Below are 21,742 nucleotides of genomic sequence, written 5' to 3' on the forward strand. Positions count from 1 at the left end.
GTTTATGCGGTCATCTGCGTCATTTCACGCCGCAATCTCTATGATATTGCACGCTCATCTCTATGAGATTACAAAACCTTCTCTGTCACTATGTGTTTTGATGTTAGTTGATTTATTTGGCAAAATGATTTTTCTTTCATATCTTTGTCATAGCTGATAGATAAAGAAGCCTATCATTTTGTATTGCCAACCCACAATAACTGACTTATCAGATAATATAAAAAGGAGAGCTTATGAAAACATTTATTACATCAATCTGTGCCTTATGTATAGGCATAGGCAGTGCTACGGCGCAGTCTACTGGCTTCAATCATCCCGCACTTCCTGGTTGGAAGAGTCTTCAAGGCGATGAGTTTAATGGCTCATCTATCAATAAGAAGCTCTGGGGATTATATGGAGATGCCACTAAAAACTATTTCAATGATACCTATGGCAATAATGATAATCAGGGAATGGCACAGACTTATCGCGACCAAATGGTTACGGTGAAGGACGGAATTGCAACAATTCGTGCCACACGTGATGAGATATCAACGGGTATTTACAAACCAAAGTACCCGGATATGAATGTAGATTATTCCGTGATGGAACGTGAACCGCTCGCGCCAAGACACGAACATTCGATTGTTGGCTGGTGGTCGGGCTTCCTATCCAGTAGAGATGCCGACGGGGGGGGACACTATTATCCTCTTTATTCGCGTATAGAGATTAAGGCACGAATACCATACGAGTTTGGTGTTTGGCCCGCATTGTGGCTCCGTCACCGTTATGGTGGCGCGGGAACCTTTGAGATTGACCTGCAAGAATTCTTCGTTCATGACGATGATAGCGACCATATTGAAATACATGATAAGCGTGTTTATAATTTCAAGGGCAAGCATGTGTTGCATCAATCGCTGCATGCTTTAGACAAGACACGTCCTTATAAGGATGAGAAAACAGGCGAAGTGCGGTATAGAACAACCTCAAACATCAATGATTTTGGCGACCGTGTGCGCGAGATTAGTTTCGATCCAAGCAAAGATTTCCATGTTTATGGGGCGCAAATTGACCCATTGCCCGGTGATTCTGGTAGGAATATGGCCGTTAGTTTCTTGTTGGATGGAAGGGTAAGGTCGGTATATACGACAGACTATCATATGAATAAAGATAATACTGACTATAAGTTTAATAAACTGTTAGAAAGCCAATACATCAAAAACCGAATAGATTCAATCTGGGATGTGGCTATCAATGGGGGAATAGGTGGCAAGCCTGACGATAAGGGTGGAGGCATTTTATACCCTGAAAAGAACCCAAAGTATGGGGGAGATATGAACAAAGTACCACGCAATTACATGATGGATATCGACTGGCTCCGTGTATTTAAGCGCACGAATAAATTGTTGTGGATTGGTTCTTCGCCATTAACATGGAAGTGGGATATAAAGGATGTGTCTGAGAAAATCCCTGCAGAACGTTTCGCCGGCATTCAAGTGGGCGACCAGATTGTGGTAGATATCGACACACTTTATGCTGATACACCACAGGAAGTGAAGGCTTTGAAGCTCGATTTATGTGGTAACGACGGCAAGTCTCTTATCACTTTGAAGCCTGAAATCAATAAAAACGATGCCCAAGTGACCTTCGTTGTAGACAACAAAGGCCTTTGTGACGCCCTAAAATCAAAGGGATGTACGGTCAAAGGAAAGAATATTCATTTGTTCTCTGTAAGCCTTTACTCAAAGAACAATACCAAATGGGCAGGCTTTAAGCAAATAAACTGGGGCGAAACCCTTATCCCTAAGGAGCAGTTTAGCGATGTAAAGGAAGGTCAGTACTTAGGAATCATCGTAAGAGATGCCGACCCTGGTGCGAAAGTTTTCTTGCGTTTGTTTGCTGAACCGACTGGAGGTTCACACGATAGACCGTCACTTTCCTCAGATGTTCAATATGGAAATATCATCAATCTTGAGGCAGGTCGCGATGAGAAAGCTTACACTTTGAAGCTTAATAAGACTGCCATTCAGGAGTTGAAAGCACATGGTCTTGCCGTAACAGGTAAGGGATATTATCTCCGTGGCGTGCGAATCATTGGAGAACCCAAGGAACTTGCTGGCATAAAAAAACTTGATTTACAACATAAAACAGAAGCCGCCGTCTACACTATTGACGGCATAAAGGTGGCTGATAGCTGGGAAAATGCAAAGCTTCCTAAAGGTATTTATATTGTAAATGGACAGAAGAAAGTAGTTAGATAAGGTAAGAAGATGGACTTCCTCCTTTGTTCCTATCGACTGTTTAGCCTTAGGAACAAGGAGGATTTCTATTATTTCTCCTTGTAAGTATAACCTAAATCCGAATCATCTTAAACGGAAAAACCTAATCACCTCAATCAAAAATGAATCCTAAACGTATTTCATTCTTTCGCTTTGCGATTTGTTCTCTCTTATTGTTACCTTCATTCCTATGTGTAAAAAGCTATGCTTTTGAGCGTCATCTGTGGGATGAGGGCTGGCGTTTTGCCTTGCATAACGACGACAAAGCCCACGAAACAACCTTTGACGACCATGCATGGCGCGTGTTAGACCTGCCACATGACTGGGCCATTGAAGGCGATTTTTATGCTTTAAACCCTTCAGGCGCCAATGGAGGAGCCCTCCCTGGTGGGATAGGTTGGTATAGAAAGCACCTCAATTTGAATGACAATGACGCGTCTTCACGCTATGTTCTCCACTTTGATGGAGCCTATATGAACACTTCTGTCTATGTAAATGGGCAGTTAGTAGGTGTGCGTCCCTATGGGTTTATAAGCTTTAGTTACGACATTACGCCTTATTTGAAGAAGCAAGGAGATAATGTTGTGGCGGTGAAAGTAGACAATTCGAAGCAACCTAACAGTCGATGGTACACGGGATGTGGCATCTATCGCCATGTCTATCTCATGAAATCGTCGGATATTCGCATAGAAGAGTGGGGCGTACAAGCCCTTACTGAGGTGAAGAAAGGAAAGGGAAAGGTGAGTCTTAACACGAAGATTGAGAATCCAAGTGACCGTAGTCGACGTGTGATAGTACATCAAACATTGTGGAACAAAGCTCATCTGATGGTGTCAAAGGCTTCAAAAGCTTGCCAGGTTGAGGCTAATGGCGCAACAATTAGCCAGCTATTGAATGTCAATAAGCCTCAGTTGTGGTCGTTAGAAAGCCCAAATCTCTATACCGTTACTACTGAAATAGAAGAGAATGGACGCATTTTAGACCGTGACACGATATCAATCGGACTGCGAAATGTTGCTTTCGACGTCAAGAAAGGCTTCTTCTTGAATGGCAAGAACATTAAAATCAACGGGGTATGTCTGCATGGTGACCTCGGATGTTTAGGCACTGCAATCAATGAAGACGCTCTTTATAGGCAGTTATTGATGATGAAAGACATGGGTGTTAATGCCATAAGATGCTCTCATAACCCTCCCGCTCCCGAATTGTTGAACCTTTGTGACAGCATGGGATTACTCGTTATGGACGAAGCTTTCGATAGTTGGATGCAGGGAAAGACTACATATGACTATTCGATATATTTCAAAACATGGGCTGAACGCGACCTAAGAGACATGGTGTTACGTGATCGTAACCACCCTTCTATTATCCTTTGGAGCATTGGAAACGAAGTACTTGAACAATGGAATAAAACAAAGAGTGCCACCGTTGCATTGGAAGATGTGAACATTCTGCTGAATAACAGCCGCGATAAAACACTACTTTCCACAACCGACACACTCAATGCGAGTGCTAAACTCACACAATTCTTGGCAGCAATTGTACGTCGTTATGACCCCACAAGGCTCATTTCAGCCGGATGTAATGAGGTTTCACCCAACAATAACCTATTCAAGAGTGGGGCATTAGACGTGATTGGTTTCAACTATCATCAGAAAAAGGTGGCTGATGTGCCTCAAAACTTCCCCGGAAAGCCTTTTATTATGACTGAAACAGTATCTGCTTTACACACTCGTGGCTATTATAGAATGCCGAGTGATTCGTTATATCGTTGGCCAACGCATAAGCGCCCATTCACTGAACCCTCATTTATGTGCTCGTCATATGATAATAGTTGCGCCTATTGGGGCTCTACTCACGAGCAAACTTGGGACATAGTGAAGCACACTCCCTATTGTTCGGGCCAGTTTATCTGGACTGGTTTCGACTATATTGGAGAGCCAACACCGTTTAATTTCCCTGCAAGAAGCAGCTATTTTGGTATCGTTGACTTAGCGGGTTTCCCCAAAGATGTGTATTATCTCTATCAAAGTGAGTGGACGAACAAGCCGGTTTTGCACGTGTGTCCACATTGGAACTGGATAGAAGGACAAGCAATTGACCTCTGGTGTTACTACAATCAAGCCGATGAAGTGGAGCTTTTCATCAACGGAAAGTCCCAAGGTGTGCGCAAGAAAAGCAACGAACATGAGTATCATGTGGCTTGGCATGTGACGTATGAACCAGGAGAAGTGCGTGTTGTTGCAAGGAAAAATGGAAAACAAGTGAATGAAAAGACAATCCGAACTGCTGGTGCTCCTCACCACATTCGATTGACTTCTAATCGTAATGTGCTAAAAGCCAATGGCCGAAGTCTGTCGTTTGTGACCGTAGAAGTGGTTGATAAGGAGGGTAATCTCTGCCCATGGGCCGACCAAAATATTCAGTTTTCATTGACGGGTGAAGGCAAAATAGCAGGTGTAGACAATGGAAGTCCTTTCTCTTTAGAACGCTTTCAGGCCAACTCTCGCCATGCTTTCTTCGGCAAATGTATGGTCGTTGTGCAGGCAGGTAAGGCACCTTCGGTAATCAAACTTACTGCAAAGGGTGTTGATTTGCAGCCACAAACGATTGAAATTAAATCTGAATAAATCACAAACACTATGAATATGAAACGAATAATCGCAGCAGTAGTCTGCTTGATTGGCTTTTCTTTCGCTGGATTTGCACAAAAATCAAGTCCTCGTGTGAGTCAAAAACCTGTAAAAAACACATTGACTGACGCTGAAAAAGAAACGCGCTTCGTTCGTGATCTCATGAAGAAGATGACGTTGACTGAAAAGATTGGGCAGCTCTCTCAGTACGTTGGAGGCGAACTTTTGACGGGACCCAAGAGTGGGGCAGTGTCTGATTCGCTCTTTGTTAGAGGCATGGTAGGCTCTATTCTCAATGTTGGTGGCGTTGATAATCTAAGGAAACTGCAGCAAAAGAATATGGAATCATCTCGTCTGAAGATACCAATCTTGTTTGCTTTTGACGTTATTCATGGGTATAAAACGATATTCCCCACGCCATTGGCAGAGTCATGTTCATGGGACTTGGCACTCATGTATGAGACTGCTAAGGCTGCAGCCATCGAGGCATCTGCCTCTGGTATCCACTGGACTTTTGCCCCAATGGTCGATGTTGCGCGTGATCCGAGGTGGGGAAGAATAGTAGAAGGTGCCGGAGAAGATACCTACTTGGGATGTAAAATCGCTGAAGCCAGAGTGCGAGGTTTCCAATGGAACCTTGGAAAACCTAACGCTTTGTTTGCTTGTGCCAAGCATTTCGTGGCGTATGGTGCCCCACAAGCCGGCCGCGATTATGCCCCAGTAGACCTCTCTTTGTCTGCTTTGGCCGAGGTATATCTACCTCCTTTCAAGGCATGTATAGACGCTGGAGTGCACACTTTCATGTCGGCTTTCAATAGTATCAATGGAGTTCCTGCCACGTCTAACCGCTGGTTGTTAACGGATTTGTTGCGAAAGGAGTGGAAGTTCAAGGGATTTGTGGTGAGCGATTGGAATGCTGTGCAAGAACTTAAGGCGCATGGTGTGGCCGAAACTGACGAAGATGCTGCTATGGCGGCATTCAATGCAGGAGTAGATATGAATATGACAGACGGATTATATAACCGCTGTTTAGAGAAACTTGTACGCGAAAATCGCATCGATATGAATGAGATTGACGCCTCAGTAGAGCGTATTCTGCGTGCAAAATATGCGTTGGGACTTTTCGAAGACCCTTATCGCTTCTTGGATAATCAGCGTGAAAGCCGTGAGGTTCGGTCTGCTTCAGCCATGGCTTTGGCTCGAAAGGCGGCAGCTTCATCAATGGTTTTGCTGAAAAACGCTAATGCTTTACTTCCTCTTTCCAAGCAAACCAAACGCATTGCGCTTGTAGGTCCGTTGGCAAATAACCGTGCCGAGGTGATGGGTTCATGGAAAGCACGAGGCGAAGACAAGGATGTGGTGACCGTGTTAGAGGGTATCAAGAATAAACTTGGAAGCGGAACGGAGGTCAACTACGTTCAAGGTTGCGACTTCTTAGACCCATCTACGACTGAGTTTTCAGCTGCTCTTGAGGCTGCAAAGCAAAGCGATGTCGTCATAGCTGTAGTTGGTGAGAAGGCATTAATGAGCGGAGAATCGCGTAGTAGGGCTGTACTGAGGTTGCCAGGAAAGCAAGAAGCCCTGCTCGATACCTTGCGAAAAGCAGGCAAACCGCTTGTGGTGGTGTTGATGAATGGGCGTCCTTTGTGCTTAGAATCAGTCGACAAACAAACTGATGCCATGCTCGAAGCGTGGTTCCCAGGCACACAATGCGGTAACGCTGTTGCCGATGTACTCTTTGGAGACATTGTACCTGCCGCAAAGTTGACGGCATCTTTCCCGCTCACTGAAGGGCAAATACCCAACAACTACAATTATAAGCGCTCAGGAAGACCGGGAGATATGCCCTATAGTTCAACCGTTCGACACATTGATGTGCCTAATCGCAACCTCTATCCCTTTGGATATGGTCTCAGCTATACAACGTTCTCATATGGTGAAATGCAATGTCCAACGGCGTTTGATGATAAGGGTTTCCTGCCTGTTTCAGTCGATGTGACGAACACTGGTAATTATGATGGTGAAGAAATTGTGCAACTCTATGTCGCAGATAAGGTCGCTTCAATGGTTAGACCCATAAAGGAATTGAAGGGATTTCAAAAGGTTTTCATCCCGAAAGGCCAGACAAAGCGAGTTGAATTCAAACTTAACGTCAAGGACTTAGGCTTTTGGAATAGCCTCATGCAGTATGTTGTAGAGCCTGGCACGTTTGAAATTATGGTGGGAACCAATAGTGAAGAGCTGCAAAAGAAAGAGGCAGTGTGGGATGATGGCAAAGTGTCGGAAGCACCATCAGCCAGAGTACGCGTTGTCGTTCAACATTAAAGGTGAAATGAGGGGAGGCAAATCATCGTGTAATCTGCCGTATTTTATCGCATGAAATGACGCAGATTGTGCGGTAAAATACGGCAGATTACACGATGATTTGCCTCATTTTGTTTTTTGTAGTATTGGCATTGACATTATATTTTAATTCTTTTGATATTGTCATAGCCTTTGTTTGAGAAATTCATCTGTTTGTTTTGGCCATTTGAAACAACTGAAATTATCTTTGTTTTTGGCGTTTTTGACGTAAACTTTTGGGGCTGTTGTTGTAGGCTTCACCCACAAACGCATTGATAAAAGCACATTCTTTGCTTTTCTCTTTGACGTTTGCTTCGTTTGCACTAACTTTGAATAAGTTAGGCTTCACTCACAAACGCACTGATAAAAGCACATTCTTTGCTTTTCTCTTTGACGTTTGATTCGTTTGCACTAACTTTGCAAAAAAGAAGGATTTGATGAAGATTATAATGCCATTAAACTGTATTCTTGCAAAGTTTTTCAGTCCATTAAAGTGCAATGCATTGTTTTTTTTAATGATGTATGTGTTGGGTTTGGTGTGCGCTTGGATTACTTTACCCCCTTTTAAGGATGCAACCATCTATGGAAATCAATACATAGAGCAGTTTTTTGACCTTTATTTGGTGTGCCTTTTCCTGGCGATTCTGCCACAGAAAGCACGCAGATGGGTTCGCTTGTTGCTTTACTTTGTGCTCTATAGTGTGGCATTAGTCGACGCATATTGCTTCGTTAAGTTCGGTTCAACGCTTAATCCTTCGATGTTGATGTTAGTGGGTGAGACCAACAGTCAAGAGGCGTTAGGATTTATAACGAGTCTTATCTCGATAGATTTTCTGTTTAGTAACGTTGGCTGGATAGTGCTTTTGATTGCTGTCAACGTGCTTTTGGCTTATCTTCCTCGGTTCAAACGTGTGAAGATTCCCACGCTTCCGATAGAAAAATACTATCCTTTGGCGGGACTGTTGACTTTGGTTTTGTTTGTTTGGAGTGCTGTTGCATCGGCTCATAACAAAGCGGCGACATGGAAACTCTTGACAGAATCGTCGATAGGAGAAGTCGAACACACGCTTACGGAGCAAGGACACGCCGTGTTATATACGCCAATGAGCAGGCTGATTTTTAGTCTTTATGCCAACAAATTAGCGTCAAAACAGGTCGACAAATTAGTGGCTGCAGCCGATAAAGTGAAGGTAGATAGCTGCTCATTCCGTTCTCCCAATATCGTTCTTATTATCGGAGAGAGTTATGGAAAGCATCATTCTCAGCAGTATGGATACTTTATGCCCACGACGCCAAGGCAGATAAAGCGAGAGCGTCGCGGCTTTCTTGTGCCGTTTTCTGACGTCGTTGCACCTTGGAATTTGACGAGTTTCGTCTTCAAAAATGTCTTTTCTATGCACGTCGTTGGACAGAAAGGAGACTGGTGTGACTACCCACTTTTCCCCGAGTTATTCCGCAAATCAGGATACAAAGTGCAGTTCCTTACCAACCAGTTTCTTATGGAAGCAAAGGCTGCAGTCTATGACTTTAGCGGCGGATTCTTTTTGAATAACCCCGTGTTGAATAAGGCACAATTCGATCTTCGCAATGAAAAGTTACATGTGTTTGATGAGGATTTACTGAATGATTACGACCGTTTTGTGAAGGAAGGAAAGATTAATCCCAACGGACCTAACCTCACTATATTCCATCTTATCGGTCAACATGTGGACTATCGAACGCGTTGTCCCAAGGCACAATTTAAGTTTTCGGCCGATGATTACATAGAAAAGCGCCCCGAACTATCCGAGAAACAGCGCACGATATTAAGCTATTATGACAATGCTATCCGTTATAATGACTCGATAGTAGACCAGATTTGCAAGCGATTTGAAAACAAAGATGCTATCGTTATCTATATGCCTGATCATGGAGAAGAGTGTTATGAGGAGTCGCGTGGATTCATTTGTCGCAACCATTCGGCTGCCATCGACTGGCCACTTGCCCATTATGAGTTTGAAATTCCATTCTGGATATACTGCTCTCCGAAGTATGCGCACCGACATCCAGAGATATTTCGCGAGATTGTTCAAGCCCGTCATCGTCGCTTTATGACTGATGCGCTGCCGCAAATGCTACTTTATTTGGCTGGGATTCAAGCCAAAGACTATCATCCCGAGTATAATATTCTGAGCGAACAATACGATGAAATGCGCCCAAGAATACTTAAAGCGACGACGGATTATGATAAGATTCGCGACGCCTTTTATAGGAGTAAACTGAACAAGAAATGACAAATCAACTGCTCACTCGTGCCGAATGTAACGCCATGCGAGGCCTGGCGATTATAGGAATCTTCTTACATAACTACTGCCATTGGCTCAATCCAGTGGTTAAAGAGAATGAATATCAGTTCTTTCAAAGCAATGCTCATGGGCTGATTAGAGTGCTTTCGTCTCCCGATGAGCTACTGCTTATGCACATAATCTCATTCTTTGGACACTATGGAGTGCCTGTGTTTCTCTTCCTAAGTGCCTATGGACTTGTGCTGAAATATGAGAAATCGGCTGATGGGAACATGCTTTTAACAGGACGGGAAGGGCTTAGCAGTGTCACCGATTTTATGAAACAACACTACAAGAAGCTTTTCAAGATGATGATCTTAGGCTTTGTTGCCTTCACAATGGTTGACTACATGACGCCTCATCCGCATCATTATGCACCATTAGATATCGTGGCAATGCTTGGTATGTTCAATAATATCATGCCCCATCCTGATGCAGTTATCTGGCCCGGTCCTTATTGGTTTTTTGGTCTAATGCTGCAACTCTATCTGGTGTTTCGGCTGTTTCTTGTGCGAAAACATTGGGGATGGACAGTCGGTTTAATAGTGGTTTGCGTCGGTTTGCAGTTTTGTTTTGGTCCAGAAAGCGAGGGATTGAACCGTTATCGCTATAATTTCATGGGCGGAATGCTACCTTTTGGTCTTGGAATCCTTTATGCACGATATGGTCGAATGCTGAAGTTGAAGACGCATGCTGCCTTGTTTCTCGTTTCATTGTGCATGATGTTATGGCTCAGCATGAGTTTTGTGGGCTGGACTTTTGTACCAGTTTTTGCCTGTATCTCAGCCGTTTCGTTAGCCAAACTGCTGTCAACTTCACCCCTCAAATATGTCAATCAACCTCTTGTTTGGATGGGAAACATCAGCGCAGCCCTATTTGTTTGTCACCCCATTACACGTAAAATCTTCATCCCAATCAGTAGGAATGGCGACTACTATTCAGGCTTCTTACTCTATATAGTGACAAGTATTTGCTTGGCATGGGCCTTTCGTGAAATCATAAAACGTATCCCAATAAGATGAGAATAAAGGACATTGAGCTTGAGAATATATCCAGATATCGCGGTGAACTCATGGGAATTGCCATGCTGTTTATTATCCTTTTTCATGTTAGTTTGCCGCGAAATGACCTCTTCTTTGGATTGAGAAGGATGGGTAATATAGGTGTAGATATGTTCTTGTTCCTTAGTGGAATAGGACTTTGGTTCTCATGGATCAAGACACCATCTGCCCGACATTTCTTCATGAAACGTTATCTTCGGGTTTATCCTGCATGGCTAATTGTGGCGTGTTTTTACTACATTCCACGTTTCCACGGAGGTGATTTGATGGCATGGATTGACCTTATCGGCGACATAACTATTAACTGGGACTTCTGGCTTCACGATGAACTTACGTTCTGGTATATCCCTGCTACCATGCTGCTTTATTGCTTTGCACCGGCTTATATGGAGCTTATTCGTCGCCATCCCATTTATCGTTGGCTGGTCGTTGTTATGATTCTGTGGTGTGTTTTGGTGCAATATGTCACGCCAATCCATCAAGTTGTGGGTCACATTGAAATCTTTTGGAGTCGAGTTCCTATCTTCTTTATCGGTATAAACATGGGAGAGATGGTGCGAACTAAGCAGCGTATTGACGGAACGGGCATCTGGATGATTCTCATTATGTTTGTGATGACATTGTTTACCAGTATCTTTCTTGAGCAGAGTCGACACGGATTGTTCCCTCTTTACATTGAACGCATGCTCTATATCCCTTTAACTTTGACAACGATTCTACTCTTAAATCGCGTTCTTCGGCGTACACCGAGGTGGTTTAACAAGGCTTTTAAGTTTGTTGGGGCATTGAGTTTAGAGTGTTATCTCATTCATATTCATTTCGTACTTGACCATCTTCCTAAGCCATGGGGCTATTGGTTAACGTTCTTTGTGTGCTTACTGATTACATTACCTGCGGCATATCTGCTCAGTAAAATCGTCAATTTAATCTCCAAATCAATAGAGAAAGCTTTATGAATCCTAAGGACTACATGAAAATACTGCGTCCAAAGCAGTGGGTTAAGAACTTCTTTGTGATGCTTCCACTATTCTTTGGTGGTGAACTTTTCAACACTCAAGCTCTTCTTTCGGCTGTAATCACGATGTTAGCTTATAGCTTTGCCGCGTCATCTATATACTGTTTCAACGACATTCACGATGTTTCTGACGACCGACGGCACCCTGTTAAGTGTCATCGTCCGGTCGCTTCAGGAGCTGTTTCCATTGCTATGGCCTATGGAATGATGATTGTTTGTTTCATCCTTTCTGCCGTATGTGTGGCCCTTTTGCCTGATACAGCGTTGCAAACAGGCGGTGTTATCCTCTTCTATTGGCTGTTAAATCTGGCTTATTGCGCTTGGTTGAAGCAGCATGCCATTATTGATGTGTGTATCGTTGCCTTTGGTTTTGTGCTTCGTTTGCTTGCTGGCGGATTGGCTACCCACATAGAACTGAGCAAATGGATAGTGCTTATGACATTCCTTATCACGCTCTTCATGAGCTTTGCAAAGCGCCGTGACGACGTGATTCGAATGGAAAAGACGGGCGAAGCGCCTCGAAAGAACACCATCCGCTATAACTTGACGTTCATAAATCAAGCGATTACCATCACAGCCAGTGTCACTTTGGTGTGTTATATCATGTATACAGTGAGCCCAGAGGTCATCAGTCATTTCAAAACCGATTATCTTTATCTGACTTCTATCTTTGTACTTGTTGGACTCTTACGCTATATTCAGCTTACGGTTGTCGACCAACGGAGTGGTGATCCGACGAAAGTGTTGCTCAAAGACCGCTTCACTCAGCTCATCGTTCTTGCTTGGTTGCTCACTTTCTTGTTGATTATCTATGTCTTATAAGCATGAAACAAAAGGTTTATCTCTTTGATTTCGACGGCACAATTACAACAAAAGACACGTTTGTTGCACTCATTCTATATGCTGTAGGCACATGGAAATGCCTCGTAGGCTTTGCCTTATATAGTCCTCTTCTCTTACTGATGAAGTTGCGTCTCTACCCAAATTGGAAGGCAAAACAACATGTGTTCTCTCATTTCTTCAAGGGTAAATCGCTTGAGGATTTCAACAAATTATGTCGCAATTTCGCTGCCAATAACCGCTCTCTCCTACGTTCTGAAGCCATGAAAGCCATTGATGAGGCTCGCAATCAAGGTGAGGTCTATGTGGTAAGTGCTAGTGTTGACAACTGGGTTCAGCCGTTTTTGCCTCATGTTGTCGTTGTGGGCACCCAACTTGAAGTGGTAGATGGCCTACTGACGGGGCGTTTCTCTACGCGCAATTGCTATGGGATAGAGAAGGTGAACCGCGTAAAACAGTTCCTCACCGCGCCGCGTTCACAATATTATATCATTGCCTTTGGCGACAGCCGAGGGGATAATGAAATGCTAAACTATGCTGATGAAGCCCATTATCAACCGTTTAAGTCCTAAACACCAACAACAACTTGGCGAGGTGTTACGCTTCGGAATCGTCGGGTTTTCAGCCACATTGATTCAATATGGCGTTTATTTGGTGATGTTGTTTGTGGCATCTCCAACCCTTGCTAACACCATTGGATACGCTGTTAGCTTTGTGTTTAACTTCATTGCCAGTACGCGTTACACCTTCAAAGTAAAGACTAATGCACGCCATGGAATTGGATTTGCCTTCTGTCATGTTGTGAATTATGGACTACAAATCCTCATGTTGCATCTCTTTCTCACCTTAGGCTTTAGCAAAACTCTTGCTCCTGTGCCAATGTTCTGTGTCTGCGTGCCCGTTAATTTCCTGTTAGTGAGATTCTTCTTGAAGCGGTAACAGCCTGCCAATACATACCGAAAGCGACAAAAACAATAGCAACTATTGTGATAATCCAAAACAATTTGTAAATTTGCAAGACTATAATCTGTCTGTCAAACGATAGTAAATGAAAACCGAAAAGCTGCATACGTTACCTGAATTTATAGCACATAACGCCATCACAACAGCCTATGGAGCCGTTGTGGCCGTAGCTTCGGTGAACGAATCTAACTTTCGTTTGCTGATAAATCAACTTGATTTGGTTCATTTTTATGCGGTGTTCATCTTGATAGATGGCGCTGCCGAGGTCAATATAGATGACGAAAAGCTCAATCTTTCACAGCATAGTGTGTTGCGCATAGCCCCAATGCAGCGTGTGGAAAGTCTGCAATGTAGCACTGAACTCTGTGGATATCTGTTGTTGATAGAGTCTACTTTCTATGCAGAGATTGTGAAAAGTGACGACAATCTGCGTGATGTTATCTCACTAAATGTGTTGGATGGCCATGTGTATAAGGTGCTTAGTGAAGCTCAAACATCGGAGTTTGTAGGCATAGTAACGCAGATTGAGCGCACCATTAACCAGCCCCATGTATACAAAAAAGAAATGGTTGGCTTCTTGGTTCATTTGGTGTTGATGCACATTCGCGAACTAATCAGTCATCGAGTAACAGGACTTCACGACCTGAAACATAAGGAAAACATCTTTAAAATCTTTATTCATTTGGCTTCGAATAACTTCAAACAGCAACGCCAAATCAATTTCTATGCCGCCCAAATGAATATCACTCCCACCTATCTTTCACGCATTGTGAAAGAAGTTTCGGGCAATACGGTTAACGGATATCTACAGAGTTTCCTCTATGGTGAAGCCTGCAAACAACTCCGAATGACTGATAAGCCGATAGGAGAACTTGCATTTGATTTGGGGTTTAAGGACCAATCGGCCTTTACAAACTTCTTTAAGATGAAGTCGGGAGTTAGTCCCAAGGAGTATAGAAAATAGTAATCTCCCCTTATTACAAATGCGTTCATTATGCAATGCCGTAGGTGTCACGCTAATATTTCAATGGATATATCTATTATGGTGCATGTTAAGACAATGCAACGCCGTAGGTGTTATGCCGGTATTTCAATGAACAAATCTGTCAGCATGAATGCTCTCACTACGCAACTCGGTACGAGTTGTTCTTTTGATAGCCCGGGGTTGGCGAGGAACGAGCCTACCCCGGGTAAACGTTCGCATTGGGATTCAACGCCGTAGGTGTTGAGCTTTTTCTATGAAAGCACACTTACAATAAAACCTTTTATGGCAGATTAATCAAAAAAAGCGCAACACCTATGGCGTTGTTCCACGCAAAACATACATTAACCCAGGGTAGCCTGCACTATCGTTTGGCAACCCTGGGCTATCAAAAGCACAACACCTACGGCGTTGAAATGTACCTTTTTTGATACAATTTATTTTATTTTACAACATGAATTTTTGGAATGTTTCGCGGGGGTAAACATTATCTACAACATGGGTTCAAATGATTTGTAAAACGATATGTATCAAGGTATAATTCAATATCCAATACCCCATGTTACAATTTGCACCAAATGGCAATGTAAACTGCGCCATTTCATGCGATAATCTGCGTCAAATGGTTGCATGTTTTGCCGTATTTTACGCGATGATTTGCCCCAAATCATTTTACCTTTAATTCTCAACAACATCACCACTTCAAACTAACTCCAAAACAACTCCCTCCATTTCCAAGGCTAACTACTCCCCTCCCTTTTCGGGGAGGGGCTGGGGGAGAGGCTTTGTTTTCCTCACATCATTCCACCTTTAATTATCAACAACATCACCACCTCTAATCAACTTTTAAATAACTCCCTCCATTTCCAAGGCTAACTACTCCCCTCCCTCTTCGGAGAACCATAGGTCGCTGTTCGTGAAGCCTGCGAAACGAGGAAAGCAAAGGGCTGGGGGTGAGGCTTTATTTCCCTCACCTCATTTTGTCATTCGCGTCATAGCTTCGAGGCAATCCTCACGGTTTCCGAAGGCAGTAAAGCGTATGTAGCCCTCACCGCTTGGTCCAAAACCTACCCCCGGAGTGCAAACCACGCCTACACCATAGAGTAGTTGTTCAAAGAATTGCCAGCTATCGGTGCCTGTTGGGGTCTTAACCCAGAGATAAGGTGCGTTTTCTCCGCCATAAACTTGATAGCCCAAGCGAGTCAAGGTGTCGCGCATGATGGAGGCATTTGTCATGTAGTAGTCGATGGTTTCTTTCACTTGACGTTGTCCTTCAGGCGTATAAATGGCCTCAGCCGCCCGTTGACTGATGTAACTTGTACCATTAAACTTTGTACATTGACGTCGATCCCAAATGCCATTCAATGCAATTCGTTCGCCGTTTAGTGTGGAAGCTGTAACCTCTTTGGGTACAATGGTGTAGCCACAACGCACTCCTGTGAAGCCCGCTGTTTTCGAATAGCTTCGAAATTCGACTGCAACCTTGCGCGCACCACGTATCTCATAGATTGAATGTGGAATGGAATCGTTGCGTATGTAGGCTTGATATGCAGCGTCATAGAGGATGATTGCATCATTTTCTAAAGCGTAGTTGACCCACTTGGTGAGTTCTTCTTTGGTAAGAACCGTACCTGTTGGGTTGTTGGGATAGCACAAATAAATCATATCTACGCGGTGATTTGGAAGCGAAGGGATAAAGTTATTCTCGGCCGTACAAGGCAGATAAGTCACACTACTCCATCGACCGGCTTCATAAACTCCCGCGCGTCCTATCATGGCATTGCTGTCAATATAAACAGGATAGACGGGATCGGTGACACCGATAGAGTTATCCCAGCGCAGAATCTCTTGGAAATTACCCGTATCACTCTTAGCTCCGTCGTTGATAAACACCTCACTTGGGTCGATGTGTACACCGCGAGAGAGATAATCATGCTTTATAATTGCTTCGCGAAGAAAGTCATATCCACGTTCGGGTCCATAGCCACGGAAACTTGCTTTCCTTGCCATTTCGTCGGTAGCCTTATGCATTGCCTTGATGACGGCAGGGCAAAGAGGTTGTGTAACGTCGCCAATGCCAAGACTGATGACACGTTGTTGGGGGTGAGAAACCTTGTAAGCATTAACCTTTTTGGCTATATCTGCAAAGAGATAACTACCTGGTAGCTTTAAGAAATGTTCGTTAATCAGTGCCATAATATGTTATTTTAAATTGTATTCTCTGTTTATTCGGGCAGTGCAATCGTGCCTTCGAAGACGAAAGCAGCTGGTCCTGATAAGTAAATGTGATTGTTGTCGGCCTTCCATTCCACCTGCAATGTTCCGCCATCCATGTCGATAGTTACCTCACGTTGAGTGCGTTGGGTTTGTATGGCGGCTGTGGCTGTGGCACAAGCTCCTGTGCCGCATGCCATGGTTACACCGCTTCCGCGTTCCCATACGCGTGTGTGCAGCGTGTTAGTAGCCGTGAGTTGCGCAAATTCTATATTGCAACGTTGGGGAAAAGTAGCATCGTTTTCGAGTCGTTTTCCATGCTTTTCTAAGTCAATGGCATGGATATCGTCGACAAAAATCACGTAATGTGGGTTGCCCATTGATACGAAAATACCCTCTTGAGCGCCTGGAATTGCACTGAGAGAAGGATGATTTCCCGTGAATTGTTCGGGCACATTGAACTGCGGTTCGAGCATGTCTACTGTCACACTTGCCACATGATTGTTGGCATCAAGGTGCAAATGGAGAATCTTTATGCCAGAAAGCGTCTCAAGACGGATATCTTTTTGTGTTGTGAGTCCTTTCTCATAAAGATATTTTCCGATGCATCTGCTGGCATTACCACACATCATAGCTTCTGATCCATCGGCATTAAAGATGTGCATAGAGAAGTCAGCTTGTGATGTGTCGGAAGGCTTTCCGATGAGTACTAAGCCATCACTTGCGATGCCAAAGTGGGGGCGACTCCATGCAATGGCAGCCTTTTCGGGCTGTGGTATGACTTCACTGAGCGTGTTGACATAGATATAATCGTTGCCCGCGCCATGCATTTTGGTAAAATGAATCATTGTAGACATGATGGAATAAATGTGTTATCGTAATCTTTTTACTTCCTTTTTATCTATGCAAAAATAACATCTTATCAAATAATAAGCAACAAATTATGGGGCGAATGCACGCTCTTTCTGAAGAAAATCACAAACTTTAACCGAATCAGCACTTATTACTTGCGTTCTGAAAGCATAGTGGTTGAAATATCATCTTTTTGTAACGTATGAGTGGTTTGATAGAGAACGTATTCTGGTTATATGCAAATTATATTACAAATGAGATTGAATGAAAGGCCGATTTTATAAAAACTTAATAATAAACTTTAAGTATTCGCTGTAATATAAAATGCTTATTGTTAGGTATTTGATATTAAAAACTTTGTTGATATCTTTGCAAATACAAATAAACTTATATGAATTAAACCTTTTTTACATGATGAAAACCAAGATTATTTCATTCATATTGGCATTGCTATGCATTGTTCCAATGGTCTCAAATGCCGAAGAACATGGAGAGAATAAACAGACAGATGCCAATGTTTACGGCCATGTGATTCAATTAAAGACAGGAGAACACCTACCTTATGTGACGGTAACGGTGAGAGGAACTCTGCTTTCTACCACCACGGATGCTACGGGACATTACTATCTTAAGAATCTTCCAATTGGCAAATATGTAATAGAAGTGAAGGCAATGGGCTACAGAACAGCGACTCGAGAGGTAGAAACGAAGTCGCAAGTATCCCAAGAAGTCAACTTCACGCTTACCGAAGATGCTATCGCTTTGGATGAGGTGGTGCTCACAGCTAACCGCTCTCAGACGCTAAGGCGTGAGGCTCCAGCTCTTGTTAACGTATTGGATAGTAAATTGTTTGACCAAACTAATGCCATGTGTATGGCCCAAGGACTGAACTTTCAGCCTGGAGTTAGGACGGAAGATAACTGCCAAAATTGTGGGTTTTCACAGGTACGTATCAATGGTTTGGATGGACATTACTCGCAGATTCTAATTGATTCGCGACCTATTTTCACTTCACTCAATGGAGTTTATGGCTTAGAACAGATTCCTTCTAATATGATAGAACGAATTGAAGTGGTGCGCGGCGGTGGCTCAGCTCTATATGGTGCTTCTGCAATTGGAGGCACTATCAACGTCATAACGAAAGAACCTGTGCGCAATTCTGCCGAACTTAGTCACACCATTACATCCATAGAAGGACGTGGAAAGTTTGAAAACAACACCACAGCTAACGTCTCTTTGGTTAGTGAAGACAATAAAATGGGCATGTATGTATATGGACAACACCACTACAGACCAGGCTTTGATCACGATCATGACAGCTATACTGAGTTGCCACAACTAAAGAATCAGACCTTTGGTTTAAGCACTTTCTATAAGTTTTCGCCTTATTCGAAGCTCTCATTACAGTATCATAACATCAGCGAATTCCGCAGAGGAGGAAATCGTTTGGACCTCGTTGCCCATGAAGCTAACATTGCTGAGCAGCTAGATCACGACATAAATGGGGCTAATTTGGCTTTCGATTGGATGTCAAAGGATTATAAGGATCGCCTAAAAGCTTACGTTTCATTCAGTAATACCACACGAAAAAGCTACTACGGGGGTATCGGAAAAGGTACCCAAAGTGATATAGAAGATGCCCTAAAAGCTTATGGAAGGACGACTGATTTGACTACCGTCACGGGGTTACAATATGTGCATCAGTTTGCAAAGTTAGTCTTTATGCCTTCTGATTTGACGCTCGGCACGGAGTATAATTACGATGCTTTGGAAGATAAAGTCATTGGATACAACCACTTGTTAAACCAGAAAACCAGAATTACGAGTGCTTATTTTCAGAATGAATGGAAGAATAAAGCATGGAGTTTACTGCTTGGTGGTCGTTTCGATAAGCACAATTTAATTGATAAAGTGATATTTAGTCCACGCGTAAATCTAAGGTTTAATCCCACGGAAAACGTCAATTTGCGTGCCAGTTATACAAGTGGTTTCCGCGCACCTCAAGCCTTTGATGAAGATCTTCACGTAGGTTTTGCAGGCGGAAATCGCTTAGTTACCCGCTTGGCGAAAGGCTTAAAAGAAGAGCGTTCGCATAGTTTTAGCTTGTCAGCCGACCTTTATCAGTCCATCGGAAGCGTGCAAACAAACTTCCTTATCGAGGGTTTCTACACACACTTAAAGGATGTTTTCGCCCTCAGAGAACTCAATATACAAGACAATGAAGGCAATAACGTGCAAGAAAGATATAATGGTAGTGGGGCAAAGGTATTCGGATTGAATCTTGAAGGCAAAGCCGCTTTCACGCAATGGTTCCAACTTCAGGCCGGATTAACCTTGCAACGGAGTCTTTATGACGAACCAATTGAGTGGAATGAAGACGCTCCTAAGGAGAAGAAAATGATGAGAACACCTTCTGTTTATGGTTATTTCACGGCGTCATTCACACCTTTAAAGAACTTCTCTGCAGCGCTTTCGGGTAATTATACGGGGCACATGCTCGTGGGACATACCGAACATATTCTTATGGATGGCACTACTATAGCCCCTGAAGCCGTACAAACGCCAACGTTCTTAACGTTGAACATGAAGCTCGCCTACGACGTTTCAATCTCCAATTACGTTAAACTCCAGGTGAATGCAGGTATCCAAAACCTCACGAACGCTTATCAAAAAGACTTTGATAAGGGTTGGGGACGCGACTCAGCCTATATCTATGGCCCTGCCATTCCACGCTGTTTCTTTGCTGGAATCAAGTTAATTTATTGATTCTTGATAACGATAGACGATTCGTTTTATATAATAAAATGTCACAAAGCCTTTCACCTTATTATATGGTGGAGGGCTTTTTCGTTGATGAAGCGCTTTTCTTTATTCCTCAAAATGCTGTTTCCCAACGTAGAGAATATGCTAAACAACGAAGTTCTGCCTATGACTTTCAAGGTTTTTATGACCGAAATTTCATAACAAACTGATAGAAAGTGATTCTACTTTACAGTTTTTTTGTACTTTTGTATGCGTTTAATCATTTCCTAATTCATGAATACTGAAAACCTAACTCAAGGCAAAAAGGTCATCGTTGGCATACAGTTTCTCTTTGTAGCCTTTGGCGCAACAGTCCTTGTTCCGTTATTAGTGGGCATAAATCCAGCTACAGCTTTGTTCACAGCTGGACTTGGAACGTTCATCTTTCACTATGTAACCAGGTGGAAGGTTCCTATCTTCTTAGGCTCTTCTTTCGCTTTTATTGCGCCAATAAATGAAGCATCTAAGCAGTGGGGATTAAGCGGAACACTCTCTGGTTTGACGGCAGTTTCCGTTGTATATTTCGTCATGAGTGCCCTTGTTAAATGGCAAGGCAAGCGACTCTTAAACCGATTATTCCCTCCCGTTGTCATCGGACCGGTTATCATTTTGATTGGTCTTTCACTCTCGGGTACGGCAGTTGATATGGCAAAATCAAACTGGTTTTTGGCTTTTTGCTCGCTTTTCACGGCCATCATGATACTTACTTTCGCCAAAGGATTAATGAAATTAGTTCCTATTATCGCTGGAGTTGTCGTGGGATATATCGTTGCTTTGTTCATGCATCAAGTCGATTTTGCCGGTGTAGTAGCTGCACCTTGGTTCTCTTTTCCCGTGAAATTCGACACCATTTCACATTTCAGTTGGGAACCATTCCTATATATGTTGCCCGTCGCTATAGCCCCAGTACTCGAACATATCGGTGATGTTTATGTCGTAAGTGCCGTTGCTAAGAAGGACTTTGTAGCCCAACCAGGACTTCATCGCACAATGTTTGGCGATGGTTTAGCTTGCCTTGCCTCTGCCTTTCTTGGCGGTCCACCCGAGACAACCTATTCAGAAGTGACGGGAGCCATGTCGATTACAAAGGTAACGAGCCCTGCTGTGATTCGCATTTCAGCTGCAACTGCTTTATTGTTCTCGGTCATCGGCAAGCTCAGTGCACTGCTTCAGAGTGTTCCAAAGGCTGTTCTTGGAGGAATAATGCTATTGCTTTTCGGAACGATTGCAAGCGTAGGAGTGCAGAATCTCATGCAACGTAAGGTGGATATGAACGATACTCGCAACATCATTATCATGTCGGTGATGCTCACAATGGGTCTTGGTGGCGCCGTGTTATCAAGTGGTAACTTCGCCATTTCAGGCATAGGACTCGCTGCTGTGGTTGGTGTTGTGTTGAATTTATTGTTGCCTAAGACGAAAACTACAGAAGAAAAGAAAGACGAAAAGTCTTGA

The 21,742-nt window shown here is 43.3% G+C and carries 15 protein-coding genes; 13 read left to right on the forward strand and 2 right to left on the reverse strand.

Translation table 11 applies throughout. The features are described from left to right. Positions 1 to 233: 233 nt before the first annotated feature. From HMPREF9420_RS08390 to HMPREF9420_RS13500, 11 genes are all read left to right on the forward strand, one after another. Entirely contained in the window at positions 234 to 2,240 is a 2,007-nt protein-coding gene (locus tag HMPREF9420_RS08390) for a glycoside hydrolase family 16 protein (protein ID WP_007135173.1), read from the forward strand. 140 nt (positions 2,241 to 2,380) lie between these two features. Continuing rightward, positions 2,381 to 4,888, forward strand: coding sequence for a glycoside hydrolase family 2 TIM barrel-domain containing protein (locus tag HMPREF9420_RS08395; RefSeq protein ID WP_007135174.1), 2,508 nt, complete (start codon positions 2,381 to 2,383; stop codon positions 4,886 to 4,888). A gap of 18 nt (positions 4,889 to 4,906) precedes the next feature. After that, positions 4,907 to 7,216: a beta-glucosidase BglX gene (gene bglX / locus HMPREF9420_RS08400; protein ID WP_044079192.1), complete on the forward strand. Its 2,310-nt coding sequence runs from the start codon at positions 4,907 to 4,909 to the stop codon at positions 7,214 to 7,216. 455 nt (positions 7,217 to 7,671) lie between these two features. Then, positions 7,672 to 9,507 carry a phosphoethanolamine transferase gene (locus tag HMPREF9420_RS08405; protein WP_007135177.1) on the forward strand — a complete coding sequence of 612 codons (1,836 nt, stop codon included), beginning with the start codon at positions 7,672 to 7,674 and terminating at the stop codon, positions 9,505 to 9,507. Further along, a complete protein-coding gene (locus tag HMPREF9420_RS08410) occupies positions 9,504 to 10,580 on the forward strand; it encodes an acyltransferase family protein (protein ID WP_007135178.1) in 1,077 nt (358 codons plus the stop codon). The genes HMPREF9420_RS08405 and HMPREF9420_RS08410 overlap by 4 nt, the downstream gene beginning before the upstream one ends. After that, positions 10,577 to 11,575, forward strand: coding sequence for an acyltransferase family protein (locus tag HMPREF9420_RS08415; RefSeq protein WP_007135179.1), 999 nt, complete (start codon positions 10,577 to 10,579; stop codon positions 11,573 to 11,575). The genes HMPREF9420_RS08410 and HMPREF9420_RS08415 overlap by 4 nt, the downstream gene beginning before the upstream one ends. Beyond that, positions 11,572 to 12,456 (forward strand): decaprenyl-phosphate phosphoribosyltransferase, encoded by an 885-nt coding sequence (locus HMPREF9420_RS08420; RefSeq protein WP_007135180.1) that lies wholly within the window; start codon positions 11,572 to 11,574, stop codon positions 12,454 to 12,456. Before HMPREF9420_RS08415 ends, HMPREF9420_RS08420 begins: the two co-directional genes overlap by 4 nt. A gap of 2 nt (positions 12,457 to 12,458) precedes the next feature. After that, positions 12,459 to 13,046: an HAD family hydrolase gene (locus tag HMPREF9420_RS08425; RefSeq protein ID WP_007135181.1), complete on the forward strand. Its 588-nt coding sequence runs from the start codon at positions 12,459 to 12,461 to the stop codon at positions 13,044 to 13,046. Next, positions 13,015 to 13,413, forward strand: a complete 399-nt coding sequence (locus tag HMPREF9420_RS08430) for a GtrA family protein (protein WP_007135182.1) — start codon at positions 13,015 to 13,017, stop codon at positions 13,411 to 13,413. Before HMPREF9420_RS08425 ends, HMPREF9420_RS08430 begins: the two co-directional genes overlap by 32 nt. 109 nt (positions 13,414 to 13,522) lie before the next feature. Beyond that, positions 13,523 to 14,401: an AraC family transcriptional regulator gene (locus HMPREF9420_RS08435; RefSeq protein ID WP_007135183.1), complete on the forward strand. Its 879-nt coding sequence runs from the start codon at positions 13,523 to 13,525 to the stop codon at positions 14,399 to 14,401. A gap of 63 nt (positions 14,402 to 14,464) precedes the next feature. After that, positions 14,465 to 14,659, forward strand: a complete 195-nt coding sequence (locus HMPREF9420_RS13500) for a tetrahydrofolate synthase (RefSeq protein ID WP_147625654.1) — start codon at positions 14,465 to 14,467, stop codon at positions 14,657 to 14,659. A 735-nt stretch (positions 14,660 to 15,394) separates the two neighbouring features. On the opposite strand, the gene HMPREF9420_RS08440 is transcribed toward HMPREF9420_RS13500, so the two are convergent. Both HMPREF9420_RS08440 and dapF read right to left on the reverse strand, forming a co-directional pair. Further along, entirely contained in the window at positions 15,395 to 16,615 is a 1,221-nt protein-coding gene (locus HMPREF9420_RS08440) for an LL-diaminopimelate aminotransferase (protein WP_007135185.1), read from the reverse strand. A gap of 29 nt (positions 16,616 to 16,644) precedes the next feature. Continuing rightward, positions 16,645 to 17,490, reverse strand: a complete 846-nt coding sequence (gene dapF, locus HMPREF9420_RS08445) for a diaminopimelate epimerase (protein ID WP_007135186.1) — start codon at positions 17,488 to 17,490, stop codon at positions 16,645 to 16,647. Between the two features lie 409 nt (positions 17,491 to 17,899). Between dapF and HMPREF9420_RS08450 the strand changes: the two genes are divergently transcribed. Together HMPREF9420_RS08450 and HMPREF9420_RS08460 are read left to right on the forward strand one after the other, a co-directional pair. Then, a complete protein-coding gene (locus tag HMPREF9420_RS08450; protein WP_147625716.1) occupies positions 17,900 to 20,251 on the forward strand; it encodes a TonB-dependent receptor in 2,352 nt (783 codons plus the stop codon). A gap of 270 nt (positions 20,252 to 20,521) precedes the next feature. Beyond that, complete coding sequence (locus HMPREF9420_RS08460) at positions 20,522 to 21,742, forward strand: uracil-xanthine permease family protein (RefSeq protein ID WP_007135189.1); 1,221 nt, start codon at positions 20,522 to 20,524, stop codon at positions 21,740 to 21,742.

The organism is Segatella salivae DSM 15606 (assembly GCF_000185845.1).
GTDB lineage: Bacteria > Bacteroidota > Bacteroidia > Bacteroidales > Bacteroidaceae > Prevotella > Prevotella salivae.

Bases quoted from the DNA above. Each gene is read 5' to 3' on its own strand.
- HMPREF9420_RS08390 (WP_007135173.1), top strand. From the start codon at position 234: ATGAAAACATTTATTACATCAATCTGTGCCTTATGTATAGGCATAGGC.
- HMPREF9420_RS08405 (WP_007135177.1), top strand. From the start codon at position 7,672: ATGAAGATTATAATGCCATTAAACTGTATTCTTGCAAAGTTTTTCAGT.
- HMPREF9420_RS08460 (WP_007135189.1), top strand. From the start codon at position 20,522: ATGAATACTGAAAACCTAACTCAAGGCAAAAAGGTCATCGTTGGCATA.
- HMPREF9420_RS08430 (WP_007135182.1), top strand. From the start codon at position 13,015: ATGAAGCCCATTATCAACCGTTTAAGTCCTAAACACCAACAACAACTT.
- HMPREF9420_RS08415 (WP_007135179.1), top strand. From the start codon at position 10,577: ATGAGAATAAAGGACATTGAGCTTGAGAATATATCCAGATATCGCGGT.
- HMPREF9420_RS08395 (WP_007135174.1), top strand. From the start codon at position 2,381: ATGAATCCTAAACGTATTTCATTCTTTCGCTTTGCGATTTGTTCTCTC.
- dapF (WP_007135186.1), bottom strand. From the start codon at position 17,490: ATGTCTACAATGATTCATTTTACCAAAATGCATGGCGCGGGCAACGAT.
- HMPREF9420_RS08410 (WP_007135178.1), top strand. From the start codon at position 9,504: ATGACAAATCAACTGCTCACTCGTGCCGAATGTAACGCCATGCGAGGC.
- HMPREF9420_RS08435 (WP_007135183.1), top strand. From the start codon at position 13,523: ATGAAAACCGAAAAGCTGCATACGTTACCTGAATTTATAGCACATAAC.
- HMPREF9420_RS08425 (WP_007135181.1), top strand. From the start codon at position 12,459: ATGAAACAAAAGGTTTATCTCTTTGATTTCGACGGCACAATTACAACA.
- HMPREF9420_RS13500 (WP_147625654.1), top strand. From the start codon at position 14,465: ATGGATATATCTATTATGGTGCATGTTAAGACAATGCAACGCCGTAGG.
- HMPREF9420_RS08450 (WP_147625716.1), top strand. From the start codon at position 17,900: ATGAAAACCAAGATTATTTCATTCATATTGGCATTGCTATGCATTGTT.
- bglX (WP_044079192.1), top strand. From the start codon at position 4,907: ATGAAACGAATAATCGCAGCAGTAGTCTGCTTGATTGGCTTTTCTTTC.
- HMPREF9420_RS08440 (WP_007135185.1), bottom strand. From the start codon at position 16,615: ATGGCACTGATTAACGAACATTTCTTAAAGCTACCAGGTAGTTATCTC.
- HMPREF9420_RS08420 (WP_007135180.1), top strand. From the start codon at position 11,572: ATGAATCCTAAGGACTACATGAAAATACTGCGTCCAAAGCAGTGGGTT.